Source organism: Limnoraphis robusta BA-68 BA1, assembly GCF_034932365.1.
Classification (GTDB): domain Bacteria; phylum Cyanobacteriota; class Cyanobacteriia; order Cyanobacteriales; family Microcoleaceae; genus Capilliphycus; species Capilliphycus robustus.
Genome location: NZ_JAYGHR010000002.1, coordinates 138,098 through 154,770, shown reverse-complemented (window position 1 = coordinate 154,770; position 16,673 = coordinate 138,098). Strand labels below are relative to the sequence as shown.

Below are 16,673 nucleotides of genomic sequence, written 5' to 3'. Positions count from 1 at the left end.
CCCAAAGACAAGCAGCAAACCCATGAGTAATTATCTAGCGATCGCTACCGTCACCGCTATTCTACAGCAAATGTTACAAACAGGTATCGCTAATGATCTTCCTGGTGCTAGAGTCACCATGATTCGTCCTGACAATGCAGGAAGTGGCGTTTCTGATACAGGAATTAATATTTTTCTCTATCAAGCTTCTCCCAATCTGACTTGGCGTAATGCTGATTTTGGTTCTCGTCGTCCTAAAGATAATCTGATTAAACAAGCTCAACTAGGGCTAGATTTATATTATTTATTAACCTTTTATGGAAACGAACAAGAACTCGAACCCCAAAGGTTACTGGGGAGTGCAATTCAAACGATTATCGATCAACCTACGATTACTTCTGAAATGATTAATCGAGTTGTTAACAGTTACTCTTTTCCTTTTCTTGCCGCATCAACCCTGGATGAACAAGTTCAAGTCATTAAATTAAGTCTGCTTCCTATGACATCAGAAGAATTATCACGTCTGTGGTCAACTTTTTTTCAACTTCCTTATTCCCTATCCTTAGGCTTTCAAGCAACGGCTATTTTAATTGAGGGAAGAAAACTCGGAAAAGCCCCTTTACCTGTACGAGTCCGTCAATTTTATTTTGTTCCAAATCAGCCGATGATCGAACAGGTTGAACCGTCAGCAGGGATCAACCAACCCATCATAGCAAGTAGCACCTTAAATATTCGCGGAAAACAACTTTTGGGAAATCAAACTCAAATTCAAATTGGGGAAGCTAGAGTCATTCCTCAAAATATTAGTGATACTCAAATTACTCTAAATTTTTCGGCTTTATCTTCTGAACAATTCAATAATTTGAGAGCGGGAGTACAGGGTTTACAGGTTATCCATGCTAGCACTGATCCTATATTTGCTCACTCGAATCGAATGATTGAATCTAATGTGATCCCTTTAATTTTGCGTCCAACCATTACAATTCATCCTCACAGGAGGAATTTAGAAGAAGTTGAAGTGGGTTTATACTCTGGTGATATTGAAATTCAGGTAGATTTAAGAATCGGATTCAAACAACGAGTATTTTTATTACTGAATGGCATTACAGGTGAAAATTCTGAGTCTTATATTTTTGCCGCAAAACGACGAACTCGCCAAACTCATACACTCATATTTTCGCTGGAGAATGTCAAAATCGGAGACTATCTAGCTAGGGTGCAAATTGATGGTGCAGAAAGTCCTTTAAATGTGGATAATGATCGATATTCAGGCCCTATTTTACAAATCCCATGAATTCACCCGTTTTTCTGGATTGGCACACAGCCAATAGTCAGTTTCTCAGGATTGTTTTGAATCAAGTTCGTCAAGCTTTAAAACGTCAGATTTCATATTTAGAGAATCAAGATTTTGAGGAGCTAGATGATCAAGATGAACTGAAATTTATTACGCCTCCTGTTCACGAACCTTTTGCTCTTGAGCAACTGAGCCAATATTTTAGTTTATCTGTTTTTGAACAAGAGATTTTATTACTTTGTTTAGGAATGGAACTTGATCCGACTTGGCCATCTTTATGCGCGGCTGCTCAAATTGATTCTGAACACAATTATCCCACTTTTAGTTTAGCACAAACGTTGTTTAAAAATCCTAACTGGGAAGCGATCGCACCGGGATCTCCTCTCAGACGATGGAATTTAATTGAAGTGGGAGGCGGAAATTCTTTGGCAAGTAGTCCGTTAAGGATTGATGAACGAATTTTAAATTATTTGATGGGAATCCATCAGTTAGATAGACGATTGATTAATATTCGTAAATTAATCTCGGTTGCTGAAGATCTAGCTGAATCTCATGAAAACTTAGCTAAAGCTATTATTAATAATTGGAGAGTAAAAGCTCGAGGTTCTCTGGGTCTCGAAAAATTAGAGTTACCCATTATTGAACTTTGTAGTAATGAACGGGTGGGAAAACGAGCGATCGCGAGTCGAGTTTGTCATGAGTTGGGATTTAATCTTTATTGCCTTTCTAGTCATGCCCTTCCCACCAGTTTAACTGATTTATATCCGTTCATCGAACTGTGGGAACGAGAGGCAATTTTGAATCAAGGGGTTTTATTATTAGATGCTGATCAAAGTGATACAATAGATACAGCTAAAGAAAATGCGATCGCCTTGCTCATCGAACAAATTTCTACTCCTTTTATTATTACCAGTCAAGATAGACAACCGCCCCGATCTCGTCCCATTCTGACCTTTGAGGTGAATAAACCAACGGCTCAGGAACAGCGAAAATTCTGGATGGAAGCGTTAGGAACTTCTTCTGAAGATTTAACGGGATTAATCGATCAATTAGTTGCTCAATTTAATCTCAATTTTAGCGAGATTCAATCCGCCTGTCTTCAAGTCAAATCAGCCGAAAAAATTTGCCAAAACCAACTTTGGAATATTTGCCGAATTCAGGCGAGACCTAAATTAGATGAATTAGCACAACGAATTGAAATGAAGGCGAGTTGGGAAGATTTAGTTTTACCTCCAACTCAGCAACAAATCCTTCAAACAATTGCGAGTCATGTGCGACAGCGAACTACGGTTTATGAACGCTGGGGATTTGCTCAAAAAGGAGGACGAGGATTAGGAATTACAGCTTTATTTGCGGGGGCAAGCGGAACTGGAAAAACAATGGCGGCTGAAGTTTTAGCGGGTGAATTAAACTTGGATCTTTATAAAATTGATTTGAGTTCTGTGGTCAGTAAATATATTGGGGAAACGGAGAAAAATTTAAAACGAGTCTTTGATGCGGCGGAAACGGGAGGGGTAATTTTACTTTTTGATGAAGCAGATTCATTATTTAGTAAACGAAGTGAGGTTAAAGATAGTCATGATCGCTATGCAAATTTAGAAGTAAGTTATTTATTACAACGGATGGAGTCTTACCAAGGATTAGCGATTTTAACGACAAATTTAAAAGATTCCATCGATACAGCTTTTATGCGACGCATTCGGTTTATTGTCAAGTTTTCTGTACCAGATGTGAGCCAACGGATGGAACTGTGGCAACGGATTTTTCCCAAAGATACGCCTACAAAAGATTTGAATATTAAAAAACTAGCTCAGTTGAGTCTCGCGGCGGGGAATATTCGCAATATTGCGCTCAATGCCGCATTTTTAGCAGCCGATGAAAATCAACCGATTACAATGACACATTTATTAAAAGCAACTGAGAGCGAATATGCTAAGTTAGAACGACCCTTGACAGAGGTGGAAATCAAAGGTTGGATCTAGTTTGTTGAAATGATTGACCAGAAATAATGGGATACAAGCCCCGTCCTTGTAGGACGGCTTTCTGGTAAAATTAGAACATAGTCGCCATAGGGCATTGGGAGACTTAAAACGGGCGTGGAGCGACTGTAAGACTACTTTCTGTAGCAGGTTGCTGTGAAGCGTCAAGGAATCCTCGGACTTTAGGACGAGGAGGTATGTCAAAGAACTTAATCACCAATCAGGACGCTCTTGCAACCGCCGAGAATTTTATTGGATGGCCCAATTGCTTCTAACAAGGTGTCGCCCATACGACAAGCGGGTAGACCATTAATGAAAACGCTTTTGCTACCACCGATGACAATTCCAGGGCCGTGGGGGGGAATTGGTGAAGGCGTCATACAGATATGAATATCTGCACCTCCACTACTGCTCCTAATTGTGCTACTCATTGCGGTTAATGCTGCCGTTTTTGCAGCATTTTCAGCGGCTTTGGCGGCAGGGAAAGCCAGTGTTCCAACTGTCGCTTTCGTTGCAGTTTCGGCTGATTGGATTATAGCATCTGATGCCATTTTCGCCTGCTGTAAGGCAGCAACAGCAGCAGAAGGCATCCCACGCCACGCAGGTAAGTTTCCTATGAAAACATTAGGGCTACCGGGGCCACCTGTTAAAACGGGCGGTATTGGATGGGATACCTTATCAGTAACTCTCGCGGCTGGTTTACCCATGATTCGAGAATAGATTAATGATGGATAATCATAGCTTTTTTAACACTTAGTTGCAAGTCAAACTGACTTAACAATATTCGCTGCTGTGACTTAAAATTTTTAAAATTTTCCATAGTCATTAATAACTAAATTTAACTTATATCCAAAATAAAAACCCATTAAACTTTTCCCCATTCCGCCAGTCCAGCACAGACTTTATGGCTCGTTGATCTATTTTTATGACAGACTTCTAAAGCTGTCGAATCAATAAAGCTCGTTCCCGTTACTTCCTTTTTACAACAAAACTCGCGCGTAACAACAGAGTGCTAATAACGCATAAGACATTAATTCGACAAATCGATTCATTATAACTAACCAAGTTGGGTATTGATGAGTGACCAATAGGTCATAACTTGTAAAAGGAGCGCACTTTTAAAAAAGCAAGTCGGTTGTCCGTTCCATTTGCTGTCTTATCTGAAACAATTGCTCCACCAGTTTAATTTTTGTTTCCTCATCTAAATCACCCTGTGCTATTGCTGTTATACCGGCTTGGTAGTTTAGCCACGCACGAGATACTCTTCCTATCTCTTCGGCTATATAAGCGTGGATTTCTTGGATTCTTCTAACTCCTTGTGCTCCCGCGGCTGCATTGACTCCAGCTGGCTGTGGTATTAAATTACTCTGATCGTTATAGTACATTTTAGCATCCCAGAGCGTGTAGTCAAAGGTCCTATTAGAATTTGCGTTATTATTTTGCATTGCGTTTGTAATATTATCCCAACTATATTCGTGGTCTAATTGTATTCCCTCAACATTCATCTGCACGCCTATTCCTGTTCTAGCAGTAACCGGCAAGTTACCTACTTTTTGAAGATTTGACTTTGATAAAACTTCTAGTCTAGTTTTTGAACCGAAGCTGAAGAATTTTCTTAAGTGTATGCCTTTGTTAAAAATTTCATTTTGCCCTCCTCTTGCTTTATAACTTCCGGTTTCAGGAATTGGCTTTGAGGTTTCTGTACCGTATCTCGGAACTTGCCTTTGGAAGATTTTCGTTTTCGGAAATAATACAGATGTTGTTTTTCTCTGATCTTCCGTATTAAAGTTATTGAGTGCTTGACTCATCACATCCGCTTCTTTCTCCAACCCCGCATCATCATTAATCTGTACCCCCTTCATCTGCATTGTTGGTTTAACCCTTCCCTGCATCTGCTGGACAACGTGCCATGCTTCATGGGGTAAATGTTCCTCTTGTCCAGGTGCTACATAAATTTCTGTTCCTTGAGCGTAAGCTAACGCCTGTAGTTGGGCAGGTTTTGACGAATTGTAGTGAACTCTGACATTATCCAGGGAATATCCTGATAAATTTTCTATCCCAGCTTTCAGATGATCTGGTAATCCAGTTTTGTTGGGAGCAGATTCTTCTTGCTTTTGGGCGACTTTTGTACTAATGGGATGGCCTATCTGTGCTTTTCGTTGCAGAATAGTTTGCAGGTTTGGCTGTTCTCGTTTTTGTTTCACAGGTTCCGCAAAATCACGGTTAGCATACCGACTTGCTGGAACTGATGCCGAAGAGGAGGAAGATTGATTTTTTTGCGGCGACTTGAACTGATGGGTCATGTTTCATGTCCCTATTAAAGTGAGCCTCTCCCAAGATTTTAGCATTTTTCCACGAGATCGCTACCCACCAATTAGGAATAATTCTTCATTTAATTGGAAAAAAAGAAATTGTCTTGTGTATCGATGAAACTGGAGATGCCAATTGATCATTCAGCCCTATCTATTTTACTGTTTAACGTGAGTTCGACGGAGTGCGATCGCCTCTCAACAGGACAGTAGAAAAGCGATTAATATCGGTATTAAACCTGTTCGTTCCTCGCATCCATGAGTCGTGTCCACCGCTCATCGAATTCATTCAACTCCTTCTCTGCTTTGGTCTTGTCCTCCCCTTTCAACTTAGTGATGTTAGCTAATCTGTTTCTTATTTCCCTCCTGAACCATAGGAACTGATCCCTTGGGTTTCTTGCGTTATTGGCTCCAGGTATCCGACTGACTTGCGGTGTACCGTCACTTCCGACTGTCCCCTCGTGATAAATTCCTGTTTCCGCACTTTTCCTATCTGCTAACATCTGGGCTTTCTGCTCCGGGGTGACGTCCACACTCTGTATGGTGTCCTGTCCCCTAGCAAACTTCACGGCTCCCATCTTATTAACCATGTTACGGTATGAATCTTTCGCTACCTCACCTACCTCTGTGTTTTGTTGTTCTACAAACTCAGGGGTGAATGCGTAGGCAGACTGGTTTATCGCTACCGCTAGACCAATATCCGGTTCTGGGTATACATGGCGACCGTCCTCGAACCGGCCCCGCAACGCTTCCGATTGGGCTTCAGCGTACTCGCCATCGTACATTCCACTCAAATTATTTCCTCTCTTTGTCCCTGTTCCAGGATGGTTTTTGTGTACGTTTTTACCCTCCGCATAGACAAAACCATTTCGCTCCAAACCTCCTACATCTCCCTTACGGGGAGCATTATAACCTTCTCTCGCCACAGAATCGCGGATTACGTGTTCATATTCATGCGTATTTCCTGTGACTTCAAACCCTGTTTTTGTCTTAATTCGCTTGGCTTCATGTGTACGATCTCCGTATGTAGCCTCAGACCATTTCCGTTTTGGTTTTTGTTGCACAGGTTCCGCAAAATCACGGTTAGCATACCGACTTGCTGGAACTGATGCCGAAGAGGAGGAAGATTGACTTTTTTGCGGCGACTTGAACTGATGTGTCATGTTTTACGTCCCTATTAAAGTGAGCCTCTCCCAAGAGTTTAGCATCTTTCCACGAGATCGCTACCCAATTTTGACTAAAACTCTTGTTTTTTTTTGCGTTGGTGAATTGATGCGATCTCTCTTGTAGGTTTGGTTGAGAAACGAAACCCAACAAATCAACTATTACAATTTCTTTAAAAATTTGGTGGCGATCGCGTGAAATTGTGGCAAACTATGGAAAAGGGTGACGTACTCAACACCCTAAGCTGACGCTATAGGGGTCGCTTCTCTTGAATTTCTTCTAGAGCGTTTTATAGTGAGTTTCACGCCCAGACCCACTTTTTTAATTAAGATGGCACTGTTCAAATCTCTATCAAGTTCAGTTGAACAATGAGGGCAACTATGCCATCTTTCCGATAATTCTTTAGGTACAATATTGAGACAATTTGAACAGAATTGAGACGTATTTCTAGGATTAACTTTGACGACTTTCACTCCAGCGTTTTCGGCTTTGAATGATAGTATTTCGACAAATTGACCTAGACCTGCATCTGCCAAACTTTTATTTAACCCCGACTTAGCCGCTTGACCATTAGGTAAGTATTTTCCGGTTTCATCCTGTTTAGGCTTACATCGCTTTATCATATTGCGAATCTTTAAATCTTCGATAAAGATTACATCGGACTTAGCGATTAATTGATTAGCCTGCTCATAATGAAACTGCTTTCTCTGCCTTTGAATTCTTTGGTGGATCTTGGCAACCTTTCCGTACAGGAGTTTTCTGGCTCTACTTCCCTTCTTTCTACTAGCCGCTTTTCGTTGTAGCTTTTCCAGCTTGTCTTCAGCTTTACGGAAATATTTAGGAATGGGAATTGCTTCACCAGTCGATAAAGTTCCAAATTTCTCTAGCCCTAAATCAATCCCGATACTATTATTCTCTGTTGGTTCAATATCATCAGGGTTGAAGTCAGGAACAGTGTTATCAACTAAGGAAAGTGTTACATAAAAACCATCAGCTTTTTTTGTGACCAGAGCCGTTTTTATTGTGACACCTTCTGGTATAGGTCTGTGATATATGAGCTTAATCTTGCCCAGTTTAGGAAGTTGAATGTACCCGTCTTGAATACAATCAACCTTGACTCTAGAGTAAGAAAAAGTTCTATATCGACCTTTACTTTTAAAGCGAGGTTTACCACTTTTCTTCCCGTTACAATCGCCTTTTAAATACCTGTCAAAAGCTAGTTTGACTCGTTTCACCATATCCTGTAATACATCAGCATGAATGTCTTTGTATTCAGGAAAGAGTTGCTTAAGCCTAACTAAGTCTCGCTTTTGACCATAGTATTCCGGCTGTTCTCTTAGTCCTGGTAAATGAGAAACCAGTATCGAACAAGAATTAATAGGGCATCTGTTGCGATCCCACCAATCAAATCTATCCCCTAGAAGATAGTTGTAATGGCGGCGTAACAACTCAAGCCAGTGGTTGATTCTGGCTTTCTGCTCAGTCGTAAGTCTTAATCGATACTGATATGCTAATCTCATGCTAGGATTGTAGCATATATCATTTAGTGTTGTGACTACAAAATCTTATAAGTCAACCGGACGTGCTGTTTCAAGCTTGCAAGCTCACTTGGTGCTTACAACCAAATATAGAAGAAAGGTGTTAACTAGACCTATGCTTGAACGACTTAAAGACCATATACATAATCTCTGTTCAAAATGGAACGTCCTCGTTATTGAATTCGTTGGCGAGGACAACCACATCCACTTGCTTTTTTCTTACTACCCGCAGTTAGATTTGTGCAAGTTTATTAACAACTTAAAAACGGTTACGAGTCGATTAATTCGTAAAGAGTTTGAACAAGAATTAAATCAGACTTACCGAGGAAAAGCAGTATTATGGAATGGATCTTACTTCATTGCTTCATGTGGTGGAGTTACTGTTGATGTGTTGAGAAAATACATCGAAGGACAGGAAGTTCCTGTGCATTGATAGAGATCCTGTCTGCCATTCCTCGTCACGGCAAATTAGAAATTATGCCGGACGGCTCCTGGCAGTTTAGCTGAAATCCCTATCCAATCAGCATTTTGTAAGAATTGGACGAGTTGAGTCGTTCCTTGCAGTAGCGCCACAATTGCATTCGTATCCAGCAAATAGCGATTACCACTCATCCCGCAGAGTCCTCTGCATTGCAACTGCATCTTCTGACCAGGCTAATTGTCCTGCCAAATCAGAAAAATCATACTTTAATTCTTGCTTATCAAGTGATGAAACTGGGTTTAAAACAAGGACAACATTTACCTCTACTGCCTTTAACTGAGTCAAAATATTAAGATTTAAGCAGCCAGATTCATCAGTCTTAGTCGTTAGTTGTAGAACTTCCATTACCAATAGAAGAGTAAACTTTATCTTGGCTGATTTTAGCACAATTTATCATCTGTTGGAATAGAGAGTAGATCCCTCGCTAATAATGTTGGGTTTCCTACCTCAACCCAACCTACTTTCTGACTGTTCATCGGTTAATAATGATATCTGCAAGCAAGAATTCTAATCTTATCATCTAACACTTGATAGACTAAGCGGTGTTCTTGGTCAATCCTTCTAGACCAACAACCCGATAGTTCATGCTTTAATTTTTCAGGTTTGCCAGTTCCTTGAAAGGGAGTCCGTCGGATCAAATTCCCAGCTTTTCACAGGCTTCCTCTAATCCCATTCCACCTTGACGATTTTTTGCTTCTAAAAGACGGCGTTTCATCGTTTCACTTTTTAACAAATAAGCAGTTTCCCTTTCCGATTCAATATCGCGCCATAAATCAATCGGAACAATGACAGCAACGGTTTCTCCCCGTTCATTGAATACATACTGAATATCTGTTTGGCTCATCTTTTTATTCGTACCTTTATTGAGTTTTTAACAAGGATTATGAGACTATTATAGCGCGATTATCGCTCTTACGGTCAGCCAGCAAATGTTGGGTTTCGTACCTCAACCCAACCTACTCACTTGGAATTTTTTGTGAGTCAGAATCGGTTTCTAATTCGGTTTGTACGGCTTTTAATTGCTCTGCCAGTTGATTGATTTCTCGCTCCAAATCTTTCCAATTCGCCGCACCCTGAAAGGAGTGTTGTAACGATTGAAGCTGATTTTCTAACGTCAGCAACTCTTTTAATATTTCCAACTTATGAGTATTGCTGTGGGAACTGTTGAGAACGGTATTTTGCAGTTCTTTTAATTCCAAATCGAGATGTAACCGCTTTTCTTTTACCCGCGCTTCCTGTTCTGAAACTTCAATTTTATGCAGGACGCTAACAAAATTTTCCCGCCATTTCCCAACGGATGAAATTAAATCTTGAACGGTTTTTGCAGGCCGATCTCCGCCTTGAGAAACTTCGATAATTCGGCTCAATTGTTCTTGAACTTTCTCTAAAGTTTCAGTTTGACTGACGGCTTTGGCTCTGGGTTCTAACTGTTGTTGAATTTCGGCCCGAAAGCGATCGCAATCTTTCCCAATTTCTGTAATGACCCTGGCAATTGATAAAATTGACTCAACCGTTTCTTGGGACAAACGACTACCACCCAGTTCGATTAATTCCTCGGTTCGCTTGTAGATGGCGTGAAAATGCTGCGATTTGTCAATCGGATTCATAGCAGCCCCCAGAAACTTAAGGTTAAATTAACACAAAAATACGTTCGCTTATCGTAACTCTAGCTTAATTTGACACTCCCGTCGCTGAAAGCGAGGGATTCTTTGTTCACAGAGGTTACTTGCTAAGACAGAACTTCTTCTGAAAAAGTAGAGGTATCCTCTCCCAAAGCGTTTAGGCTATCTTGTAGCCTAGTTCCCGAATGCCCTACGGTACTTAATCCAAGTTTCAAGATGTTACGGGCTGCATTTTCGTCACGATCTAACTGACAACCACAAGCACAAAAATGAGTCCTTGTTGAGAGAGATTTTTTGACTTTCTCCCCACAGTTAGAACAGTTTTGACTGGTAAATTGAGGTGGTATAGCAATAGTTATCTTGCCGTGTTTTTCTCCCAAATACTCAAGCCAATGACGAAATTGATACCACGCAGCATCATTAATCGATTTAGCTAAACAATGATTTTTAACCAAGTTCTTAATCTTTAAATCTTCATAGGCTATCACATCGTTAGAGTGAATTACGCATCTTGCTAACTTCACAGCAAAATCTTTACGTTGCCTACTTATTTTAAGGTGAGCTTTAGCTAATCTTGCCCGTGCTTTTTTTCTATTAGAAGACCCTTTCTTTTTTCTAGACAGTCTTCTTTGAAGTCTTTGAAGTTGCTTTTCCCCTTTTCTTAAAAATCTAGGGTTATTAATTTTGTTGCCATTCTGGTCAGTGTAAAATGATTCTAATCCTACATCTAAGCCAATGACGCTATTGGCTGGTGAGGTATCTATTTTGACATCAACTGAGAGAATGAACTGACAATAGTAACCATCCGCTCGACGAACTAATCTAATTCTTTTAATGGACGAAATTGGGTAAAAGTTTAAGTCGTAAGTTCCAACCAGTTTTAATCTACCGATATTATTTTTATCGGTAAACGTAATAGCTTTTCTGGTAGTTAAATCTAATTTCCACCCGGTAGTTTTATATTCTACAGAACGGCAATTTTTCTTGAACTTTGGGAACCCTTTTTTACCAGTAATCTTACGTTTACAATTCTCGTAAAAACGAGATATAGCTGACCACGTTCTTTCGGCACTAGACTGTCTAGCTTGTGAATTCAATTTGTTAGCAAAGTCAAAGTCATGGGCTAATACACGACAATATTTATTAAGGTCATACTTATTAACTTTTTCGTTATCCATCCAAAAACGCAAGCATTTATTCTGGACAAACTGAGCCGTGCGTATTGCCTCGTCTATGGCTGTGTACTGATGTTTTTTAGCCCTAACCTTGAACTCCAAAACTAACATTTATGCCAACCTCACTAGCCTAAATATAGTTTAGCACAGAGTTTTCTAGTTTGACGAAGGGTCGCGAGTCATCCGCAGGCACCGCCTTTTCGCTTGCGGTGAACGGATGACCGAAAAGATGCTAAAATCTTGTTGCTGTGCGGTTTGTTTACTGGTCGGCTTTTCCGGAGCGCACGGTGAAACCGAGGGTCTTCAAGCCGACATTTTAGGATAATCAGCATCGGCAGGTACTTCAAGCCTATCAAAGACCCAAATGCCACTTGCAGACAACAATCAACCCCCAGATTATATCGGATCGGGGATCGCATTTCCCGGTCAAACGAACGTCACCGGAGGGGTGCTGCTGAGTTCATCAACTCGTAACATTGAGGAGTCAATATGGATTATCCTGAGTACCGACCTCGGAGAACGGGTCTATCGGCCCGATTTTGGCTCCCGTTTGTCGGAGTTGGTGTTTGCGCCGCTCAACCGCGAAACGCTTTTACTGCTGCGTCTCTACGTCGAAGAAGCGCTGAAAATGTGGGAACCCCGGATTATTTTGCGAGAAGTGCGAACCAACCCAGACCCAATTAGAGGTATGGTAGAACTGGATATTATCTATCAACCCAAAAATAGTTTTGAAACTCGCAGTTTGGTCTATCCATTTTACCTCGAACCAACTGTTCAATAATAGCGATCCGTATTAACTTTTAAAATTAGCAGCATGGTGAATTTTGATTTTCTGCCGAATTTACCCAAACCGAATCTAGACGATCGCAAATTTGAAGATTTAGTGCAGGAATGTTTGCTTCGGATTCCCCGCTATTGTCCCGAATGGACGAACCACAATCCGAGCGATCCGGGAATTACGATGATTGAACTGTTTTCCTGGCTAACCGATCAGATGTTGTATCGGTTCAATCAAGTTCCGATCCGAAATTATATTGTATTTTTGGAGATGTTGGGGATTCGTCTAAAGCCACCTGCTGCGGCGCGAACATTGATCACCTTTGAACTGACAAAAGAGCAAAATATACCCTTTCCAATTCCGGCGGGAACGGAGGTGGCAACCGAACGCACGGAAACCGAAGAAGCGATTATTTTCAGCACGGATAGAAAGTTGTTAATCGGAATTCCTCGGATAAAATGCTTTTTGAAAGCTACAGAATATGATTATAATGAAAATCTGAGTAATGAGAGTTTAGAGGCAATTTTTCCGCGATCGCGATCGTTTTGGAGTCGCCAAGAAAACGGAGAATGGCTGACCACCATTCGCACTCCTATTTTTGAACAATCACCCCAACGGGGAAATTGTTTTTATCTGGTGATTGAACCCAAAGCAACGGGCGAAGAAAATAGCATTGAAGGTAATATTCTCGCCATCACGTTTAAAGGACAAGCCGCCACCGCAACGGGAATTAATCCCAAAAATCCGCCCCGAGAGTGGGAAGCTTGGAATGGTCGAGAATGGGTTTCGACTTTGCGACAGGAAGATAACGATCGCACCGATGGATTTAGTTTTGCAGAAATCACCCAACAAGGCCCAAATCCCGAACAGGGAGCGGATGTGATTTTGCACCTCCCAAATAGTTGGCCGGAGGATGATTTGGGAACTCAATATCGGGGTCGTTGGATTCGTTGTATTTATCGATATTTGCGAGATAATGATGAGCAAGAATACGGTTACAGCAGTTCTCCGTTGATTTTTGGTTTGTCGGTGCGTGCCATTGGCGGAACCGTTGAGGCGACGCAATGCGTTTGGGTGCGCGATGAATTGTTGGGGGTGAGTAACGGTAAAGCGGGTCAGGTGTTTGAATTGCAGGGAAAACCCGTTCTCCAACGACAGAGCAACGAATATGTTGAAATTCAGCCCCCTGGCGATCGCAAACCCCGCGAACGATGGCTGGAAGTCCCGGATTTTGCCGATTCTAGAGCGAACGATCCCCATTATTTAATTGACTCCCAAACGGGTGTGGTTCAGTTTGGCCCGCTAATTCGAGAACCAAGTCAATTGAGGTTACAAACCCAGGCGCGAACCCGTTTTCAAACTCAAGACAGTCTGCAAACCCAGTTTACCGGAACAGAAGCCTCTGCGGATGCGCTTTCTCCGGCTAACGTTGAGACGGAAGGAAAGGCCCAAGAGCGTCAGTATGGTCGGGTGCCGCCACCGGGATCGGAAATTTATATGAAGGCTTACCGCACGGGGGGAGGGATGAGGGGAAATGTTGAGGCGGAAACGTTAACGGTATTGCGAACGGCGATCCCCTACGTCAAGCGGGTGATTAACTACGAAGCGGCGACGGGAGGAACGGAACCGGAGTCTTTGGAAAAGGCGGTTTTGCGGGTACCGGGACTGTTGCGATCGAGTCAACGGGCGATTATTCGGGATGATTTTGAATACCATGCGATGCGAGTTCCGGGTGCTGATGTGGCTCGCGCCCATTGTTTGGATGCGAACATGGAAATGGGTAGACGTTGGACTGAACCGGATGCTATTAAGCCGGGTCAGGTGTGTATTTTAACGATACCAAAGGCGGAGATTCAAGATTTGAGCCGGGGTTTATCTCCTGAAGAATTAAGGCTCGATGATGAACTGACTAAAAAGATTAAAGATTATTTGGACGATCGCAAACCGTTGGGGGTGCAAATTTTGCTGCGAGAACCTAAATATATTGGGGTGAAAGTTGAGGCTGTTGTTTTGGTTGGGCGGGATGGCGATCGCGAATATATTCGTTCTCAATTTCTGCAACTTTTGTATCGGTTTCTCAATCCCATTACGGGCGGAACAAACGGTCTGGGCTGGCCGTTAGGACATCCGGTTTATCCATCGGATGTGGTCGCCTATTGTCAGAAATTTTATCAGCAAATTCCTCACGTTCGTTATTTAAAAGCGTTAGAACTGAGGGGAATTCGTCCACAAGATCGCCCGAATTGGATTGTTGCGCCCATACCCGAACCTGTTATTTATCCGGGGGAATTTGGGGTTGTTTGTTCTTGGGATAATGGAGAGGAGAACGAGGAAAGAAAAACCGCTCACGAGATTAAGTTTATACTGGATAATTAAGACTTAAATTCTTCAATTGGATGACTCAAACTAACTCTCGTCCAACCCTTTATCTTCGACTTACCGCCATGCAGCTTCCCGATGGTGGAAGTTTAGAAAAGTTGGCGTTATCTCCTCGTCAAACCGAAGATACAAGAAAAACAACCTTAAGGGTTTATCCGGGAGAACCGAGTGAAATTATCCTGAAATTAGAGAATCAGTCAGAAGAATCTCTCACACTAAACTTACAGCTAGAAATTGAACCCAAAATTAATCCAAATTGGTGTCAATGGTATCAGCAAAGCGTTAATAATGGTGTTACTCAACCCCAAGACGTTCGAGGGTTCAGCTATCAACTAACAATTGCGCCTCAACAACAGCAAGAAATCGAAATAGACTTTGAATTTCCGCAAAGTTTTTTTGAAGAACAAACCGCGTTAACTTCGGAACAGAGTAAACTAGAAATTAATTATTTTGCCCAACTTTTTGTTTATAGCAATCATTTCAATAATAGGTTAATTGGTTATCAAGTTTTTAACTTAAAAATTAATCCTAGAATTGAATATCTGGACTTTTTACCTGTTATTTACAGTGAAACAGATTTTCTCAGTCGTTTCTTTAAAATACTTGAAGAAACCTATGACCCAGCCATTCAAACCACCGATAATTTATGGGCTTATCTTGACCCGCTAACGGCACCGGAAGCACTTCTTCCTTTTTTAGCACAATGGGTAGGTTGGAAAATGGATTCTCGCTGGCCTCTTGATATTCAACGCCGCCTCATTCGCAATGCAATTGTTCTTTATCGTTGGCATGGAACTCGTAAAGGTTTGCGGTTTTATCTGCATCTTTTTACGGGTTTACCTTTAGATGAAGACTTACCAGAAGCCGAAAAACATATTAGTATTTGGGAAGATTTTAATCGGGGGTTTGTTCTCGGATCAACTCATATTAATCAAGATTCGATGTTGGGAGGCGGACGCGCTTATCACTTTATTGTTCGCTTGCGAGTTGACTTTCCAAATCAGATTGATGAACCGTTAGTGCGAGAAATTATTGAACAATATAAACCCGCTTTTTGCACCTACGAACTTAACATCATGTAGGTTGGGTTGACAAAGGAAACCCAACATCAAAGTAGGTTGGGTTGACAAAGGAAACCCAACATCATGTAGGTTGAGTAGTAGGTTGGGTTGACGAAGGAAACCCAAAATCAAAGTAGGTTGAGTAGTAGGTTGGGTTGACGAAGGAAACCCAAAATCAAAGTAGGTTGGGTTGACAAAGGAAACCCAACATCAAAGTAGGTTGAGTTGACAAAGGAAACCCAACATCAAAGTAGGTTGGGTTGACAAAGGAAACCCAACATCAAAGTAGGTTGGGTTGACAAAGGAAACCCAAAACTTAATATAATTCTATTCAAACCCAATCCCTTCTATAAAGTAAATTTCTTCATTTTCACCCCAATTCAATGTTAGCAAACCATTTTTTACAAACCGATGAAAGCTAGAATATTGCCAGTCTTTAGGAGACTTAACCAAGCCATGTTTAACCGGATTATAATGAATATAATCGACGTGTTGAATCAAGTCTTTATCATCTCGAATACAATGTTCCCAAAATCGCCTTTGCCAAATTGCTTGTTCATTTTTTCGTTGTCGGGATAAGGAATATTTTTGTTTATATTTGGAGTCACATCGACGGCTAAATTCACTTTTAATCAGTCGCCAACGGGTTGAAAAGTCGCAATCATTTTCAGGTAATGTCCAGATACAATGCAAATGATCGGGGAGAATTACTATAGCATCAATTGTAAAGGGATGATTTCCCATAACATAGCGAAAAGCTTCCCGCAGAAGTGCTATATTATCAGGTTCGCAAAGGATTTTACGCCGTTGATAGGTGACAACAGTAAAAAAGTAAGTTCCCCCGTTAATTTTTGCACGACGGTATCGCATATTTCACTCAAAAAAGTAGGTTGGGTAGAACGAAAGTGAAACCC

Annotated in this window: 17 protein-coding genes and 1 pseudogene; 6 read left to right on the top strand and 12 right to left on the bottom strand. The window is 41.3% G+C overall.

Going from position 1 to position 16,673, the window contains the following annotated elements; all coding sequences use genetic code 11:
* The first annotated feature begins 22 nt into the window (after positions 1-22).
* Both VB836_RS01855 and VB836_RS01850 read left to right on the top strand, forming a co-directional pair.
* On the top strand, positions 23-1,273 hold the full coding sequence (locus VB836_RS01855; protein ID WP_046276653.1) for a DUF4255 domain-containing protein: 1,251 nt from the start codon (positions 23-25) through the stop codon (positions 1,271-1,273).
* The gene (locus VB836_RS01850; RefSeq protein WP_323217739.1) at positions 1,270-3,255 is read left to right on the top strand and encodes an ATP-binding protein; all 1,986 of its coding nucleotides are present in this window, start codon (positions 1,270-1,272) and stop codon (positions 3,253-3,255) included. The genes VB836_RS01855 and VB836_RS01850 overlap by 4 nt, the downstream gene beginning before the upstream one ends.
* 206 nt (positions 3,256-3,461) lie before the next feature.
* Here the strand turns inward: VB836_RS01850 and VB836_RS01845 are convergent, their stop codons facing one another.
* The 5 genes and pseudogenes from VB836_RS01845 to VB836_RS01830 all read right to left on the bottom strand — a co-directional run bounded on the left by VB836_RS01845 (position 3,462) and on the right by VB836_RS01830 (position 8,245).
* Entirely contained in the window at positions 3,462-3,959 is a 498-nt protein-coding gene (locus tag VB836_RS01845) for a PAAR domain-containing protein (protein WP_323217738.1), read from the bottom strand.
* Between the two features lie 105 nt (positions 3,960-4,064).
* Positions 4,065-4,375, bottom strand: a pseudogene (locus tag VB836_RS30455) (transposase); the annotation flags it as partial.
* Positions 4,371-5,555 carry an eCIS core domain-containing protein gene (locus tag VB836_RS01840; protein WP_323217737.1) on the bottom strand — a complete coding sequence of 395 codons (1,185 nt, stop codon included), beginning with the start codon at positions 5,553-5,555 and terminating at the stop codon, positions 4,371-4,373. The pseudogene VB836_RS30455 and the gene VB836_RS01840, both read right to left, overlap by 5 nt.
* Before the next feature lie 239 nt (positions 5,556-5,794).
* Positions 5,795-6,625 (bottom strand): hypothetical protein, encoded by an 831-nt coding sequence (locus VB836_RS01835; protein WP_323217736.1) that lies wholly within the window; start codon positions 6,623-6,625, stop codon positions 5,795-5,797.
* Positions 6,626-6,964: 339 nt separating this feature from the next.
* The gene (locus tag VB836_RS01830) at positions 6,965-8,245 is read right to left on the bottom strand and encodes an RNA-guided endonuclease InsQ/TnpB family protein (RefSeq protein WP_323217735.1); all 1,281 of its coding nucleotides are present in this window, start codon (positions 8,243-8,245) and stop codon (positions 6,965-6,967) included.
* A gap of 31 nt (positions 8,246-8,276) precedes the next feature.
* Here VB836_RS01830 and tnpA point away from each other — a divergent pair, with 31 nt between their 5' ends.
* Positions 8,277-8,696 carry an IS200/IS605 family transposase gene (tnpA, locus tag VB836_RS01825; protein ID WP_039895582.1) on the top strand — a complete coding sequence of 140 codons (420 nt, stop codon included), beginning with the start codon at positions 8,277-8,279 and terminating at the stop codon, positions 8,694-8,696.
* 35 nt (positions 8,697-8,731) lie between these two features.
* Here tnpA and VB836_RS01820 read toward each other — a convergent pair whose 3' ends face one another.
* The 6 genes from VB836_RS01820 to VB836_RS01795 all read right to left on the bottom strand — a co-directional run bounded on the left by VB836_RS01820 (position 8,732) and on the right by VB836_RS01795 (position 11,652).
* The gene (locus tag VB836_RS01820) at positions 8,732-8,875 is read right to left on the bottom strand and encodes a PIN domain-containing protein (protein WP_160315465.1); all 144 of its coding nucleotides are present in this window, start codon (positions 8,873-8,875) and stop codon (positions 8,732-8,734) included.
* Positions 8,865-9,089, bottom strand: a complete 225-nt coding sequence (locus VB836_RS01815) for a hypothetical protein (RefSeq protein ID WP_046277817.1) — start codon at positions 9,087-9,089, stop codon at positions 8,865-8,867. The genes VB836_RS01820 and VB836_RS01815 overlap by 11 nt, the downstream gene beginning before the upstream one ends.
* A 134-nt stretch (positions 9,090-9,223) precedes the next feature.
* Entirely contained in the window at positions 9,224-9,382 is a 159-nt protein-coding gene (locus VB836_RS01810; RefSeq protein ID WP_082172329.1) for a Txe/YoeB family addiction module toxin, read from the bottom strand.
* Positions 9,379-9,588, bottom strand: coding sequence for a prevent-host-death protein (locus VB836_RS01805; protein WP_046277812.1), 210 nt, complete (start codon positions 9,586-9,588; stop codon positions 9,379-9,381). The genes VB836_RS01810 and VB836_RS01805 overlap by 4 nt, the downstream gene beginning before the upstream one ends.
* A 112-nt stretch (positions 9,589-9,700) precedes the next feature.
* On the bottom strand, positions 9,701-10,351 hold the full coding sequence (locus VB836_RS01800; RefSeq protein WP_323217734.1) for a hypothetical protein: 651 nt from the start codon (positions 10,349-10,351) through the stop codon (positions 9,701-9,703).
* 122 nt (positions 10,352-10,473) lie between these two features.
* A complete protein-coding gene (locus VB836_RS01795; RefSeq protein WP_323217733.1) occupies positions 10,474-11,652 on the bottom strand; it encodes an RNA-guided endonuclease InsQ/TnpB family protein in 1,179 nt (392 codons plus the stop codon).
* Between the two features lie 253 nt (positions 11,653-11,905).
* On the opposite strand from VB836_RS01795, the gene VB836_RS01790 reads away from it, so the two are divergent.
* The 3 genes from VB836_RS01790 to VB836_RS01780 are packed head-to-tail and all read left to right on the top strand — an operon-like array spanning position 11,906 to position 15,780.
* Entirely contained in the window at positions 11,906-12,322 is a 417-nt protein-coding gene (locus tag VB836_RS01790) for a GPW/gp25 family protein (RefSeq protein ID WP_046277814.1), read from the top strand.
* A 33-nt stretch (positions 12,323-12,355) separates the two neighbouring features.
* On the top strand, positions 12,356-14,695 hold the full coding sequence (locus VB836_RS01785) for a putative baseplate assembly protein (RefSeq protein WP_323217732.1): 2,340 nt from the start codon (positions 12,356-12,358) through the stop codon (positions 14,693-14,695).
* Between the two features lie 20 nt (positions 14,696-14,715).
* Positions 14,716-15,780, top strand: coding sequence for a phage tail protein (locus tag VB836_RS01780; protein ID WP_323217731.1), 1,065 nt, complete (start codon positions 14,716-14,718; stop codon positions 15,778-15,780).
* A 306-nt stretch (positions 15,781-16,086) separates the two neighbouring features.
* On the opposite strand, the gene VB836_RS01775 is transcribed toward VB836_RS01780, so the two are convergent.
* On the bottom strand, positions 16,087-16,629 hold the full coding sequence (locus VB836_RS01775) for an REP-associated tyrosine transposase (protein ID WP_046277816.1): 543 nt from the start codon (positions 16,627-16,629) through the stop codon (positions 16,087-16,089).
* Positions 16,630-16,673: the final 44 nt, after the last annotated feature.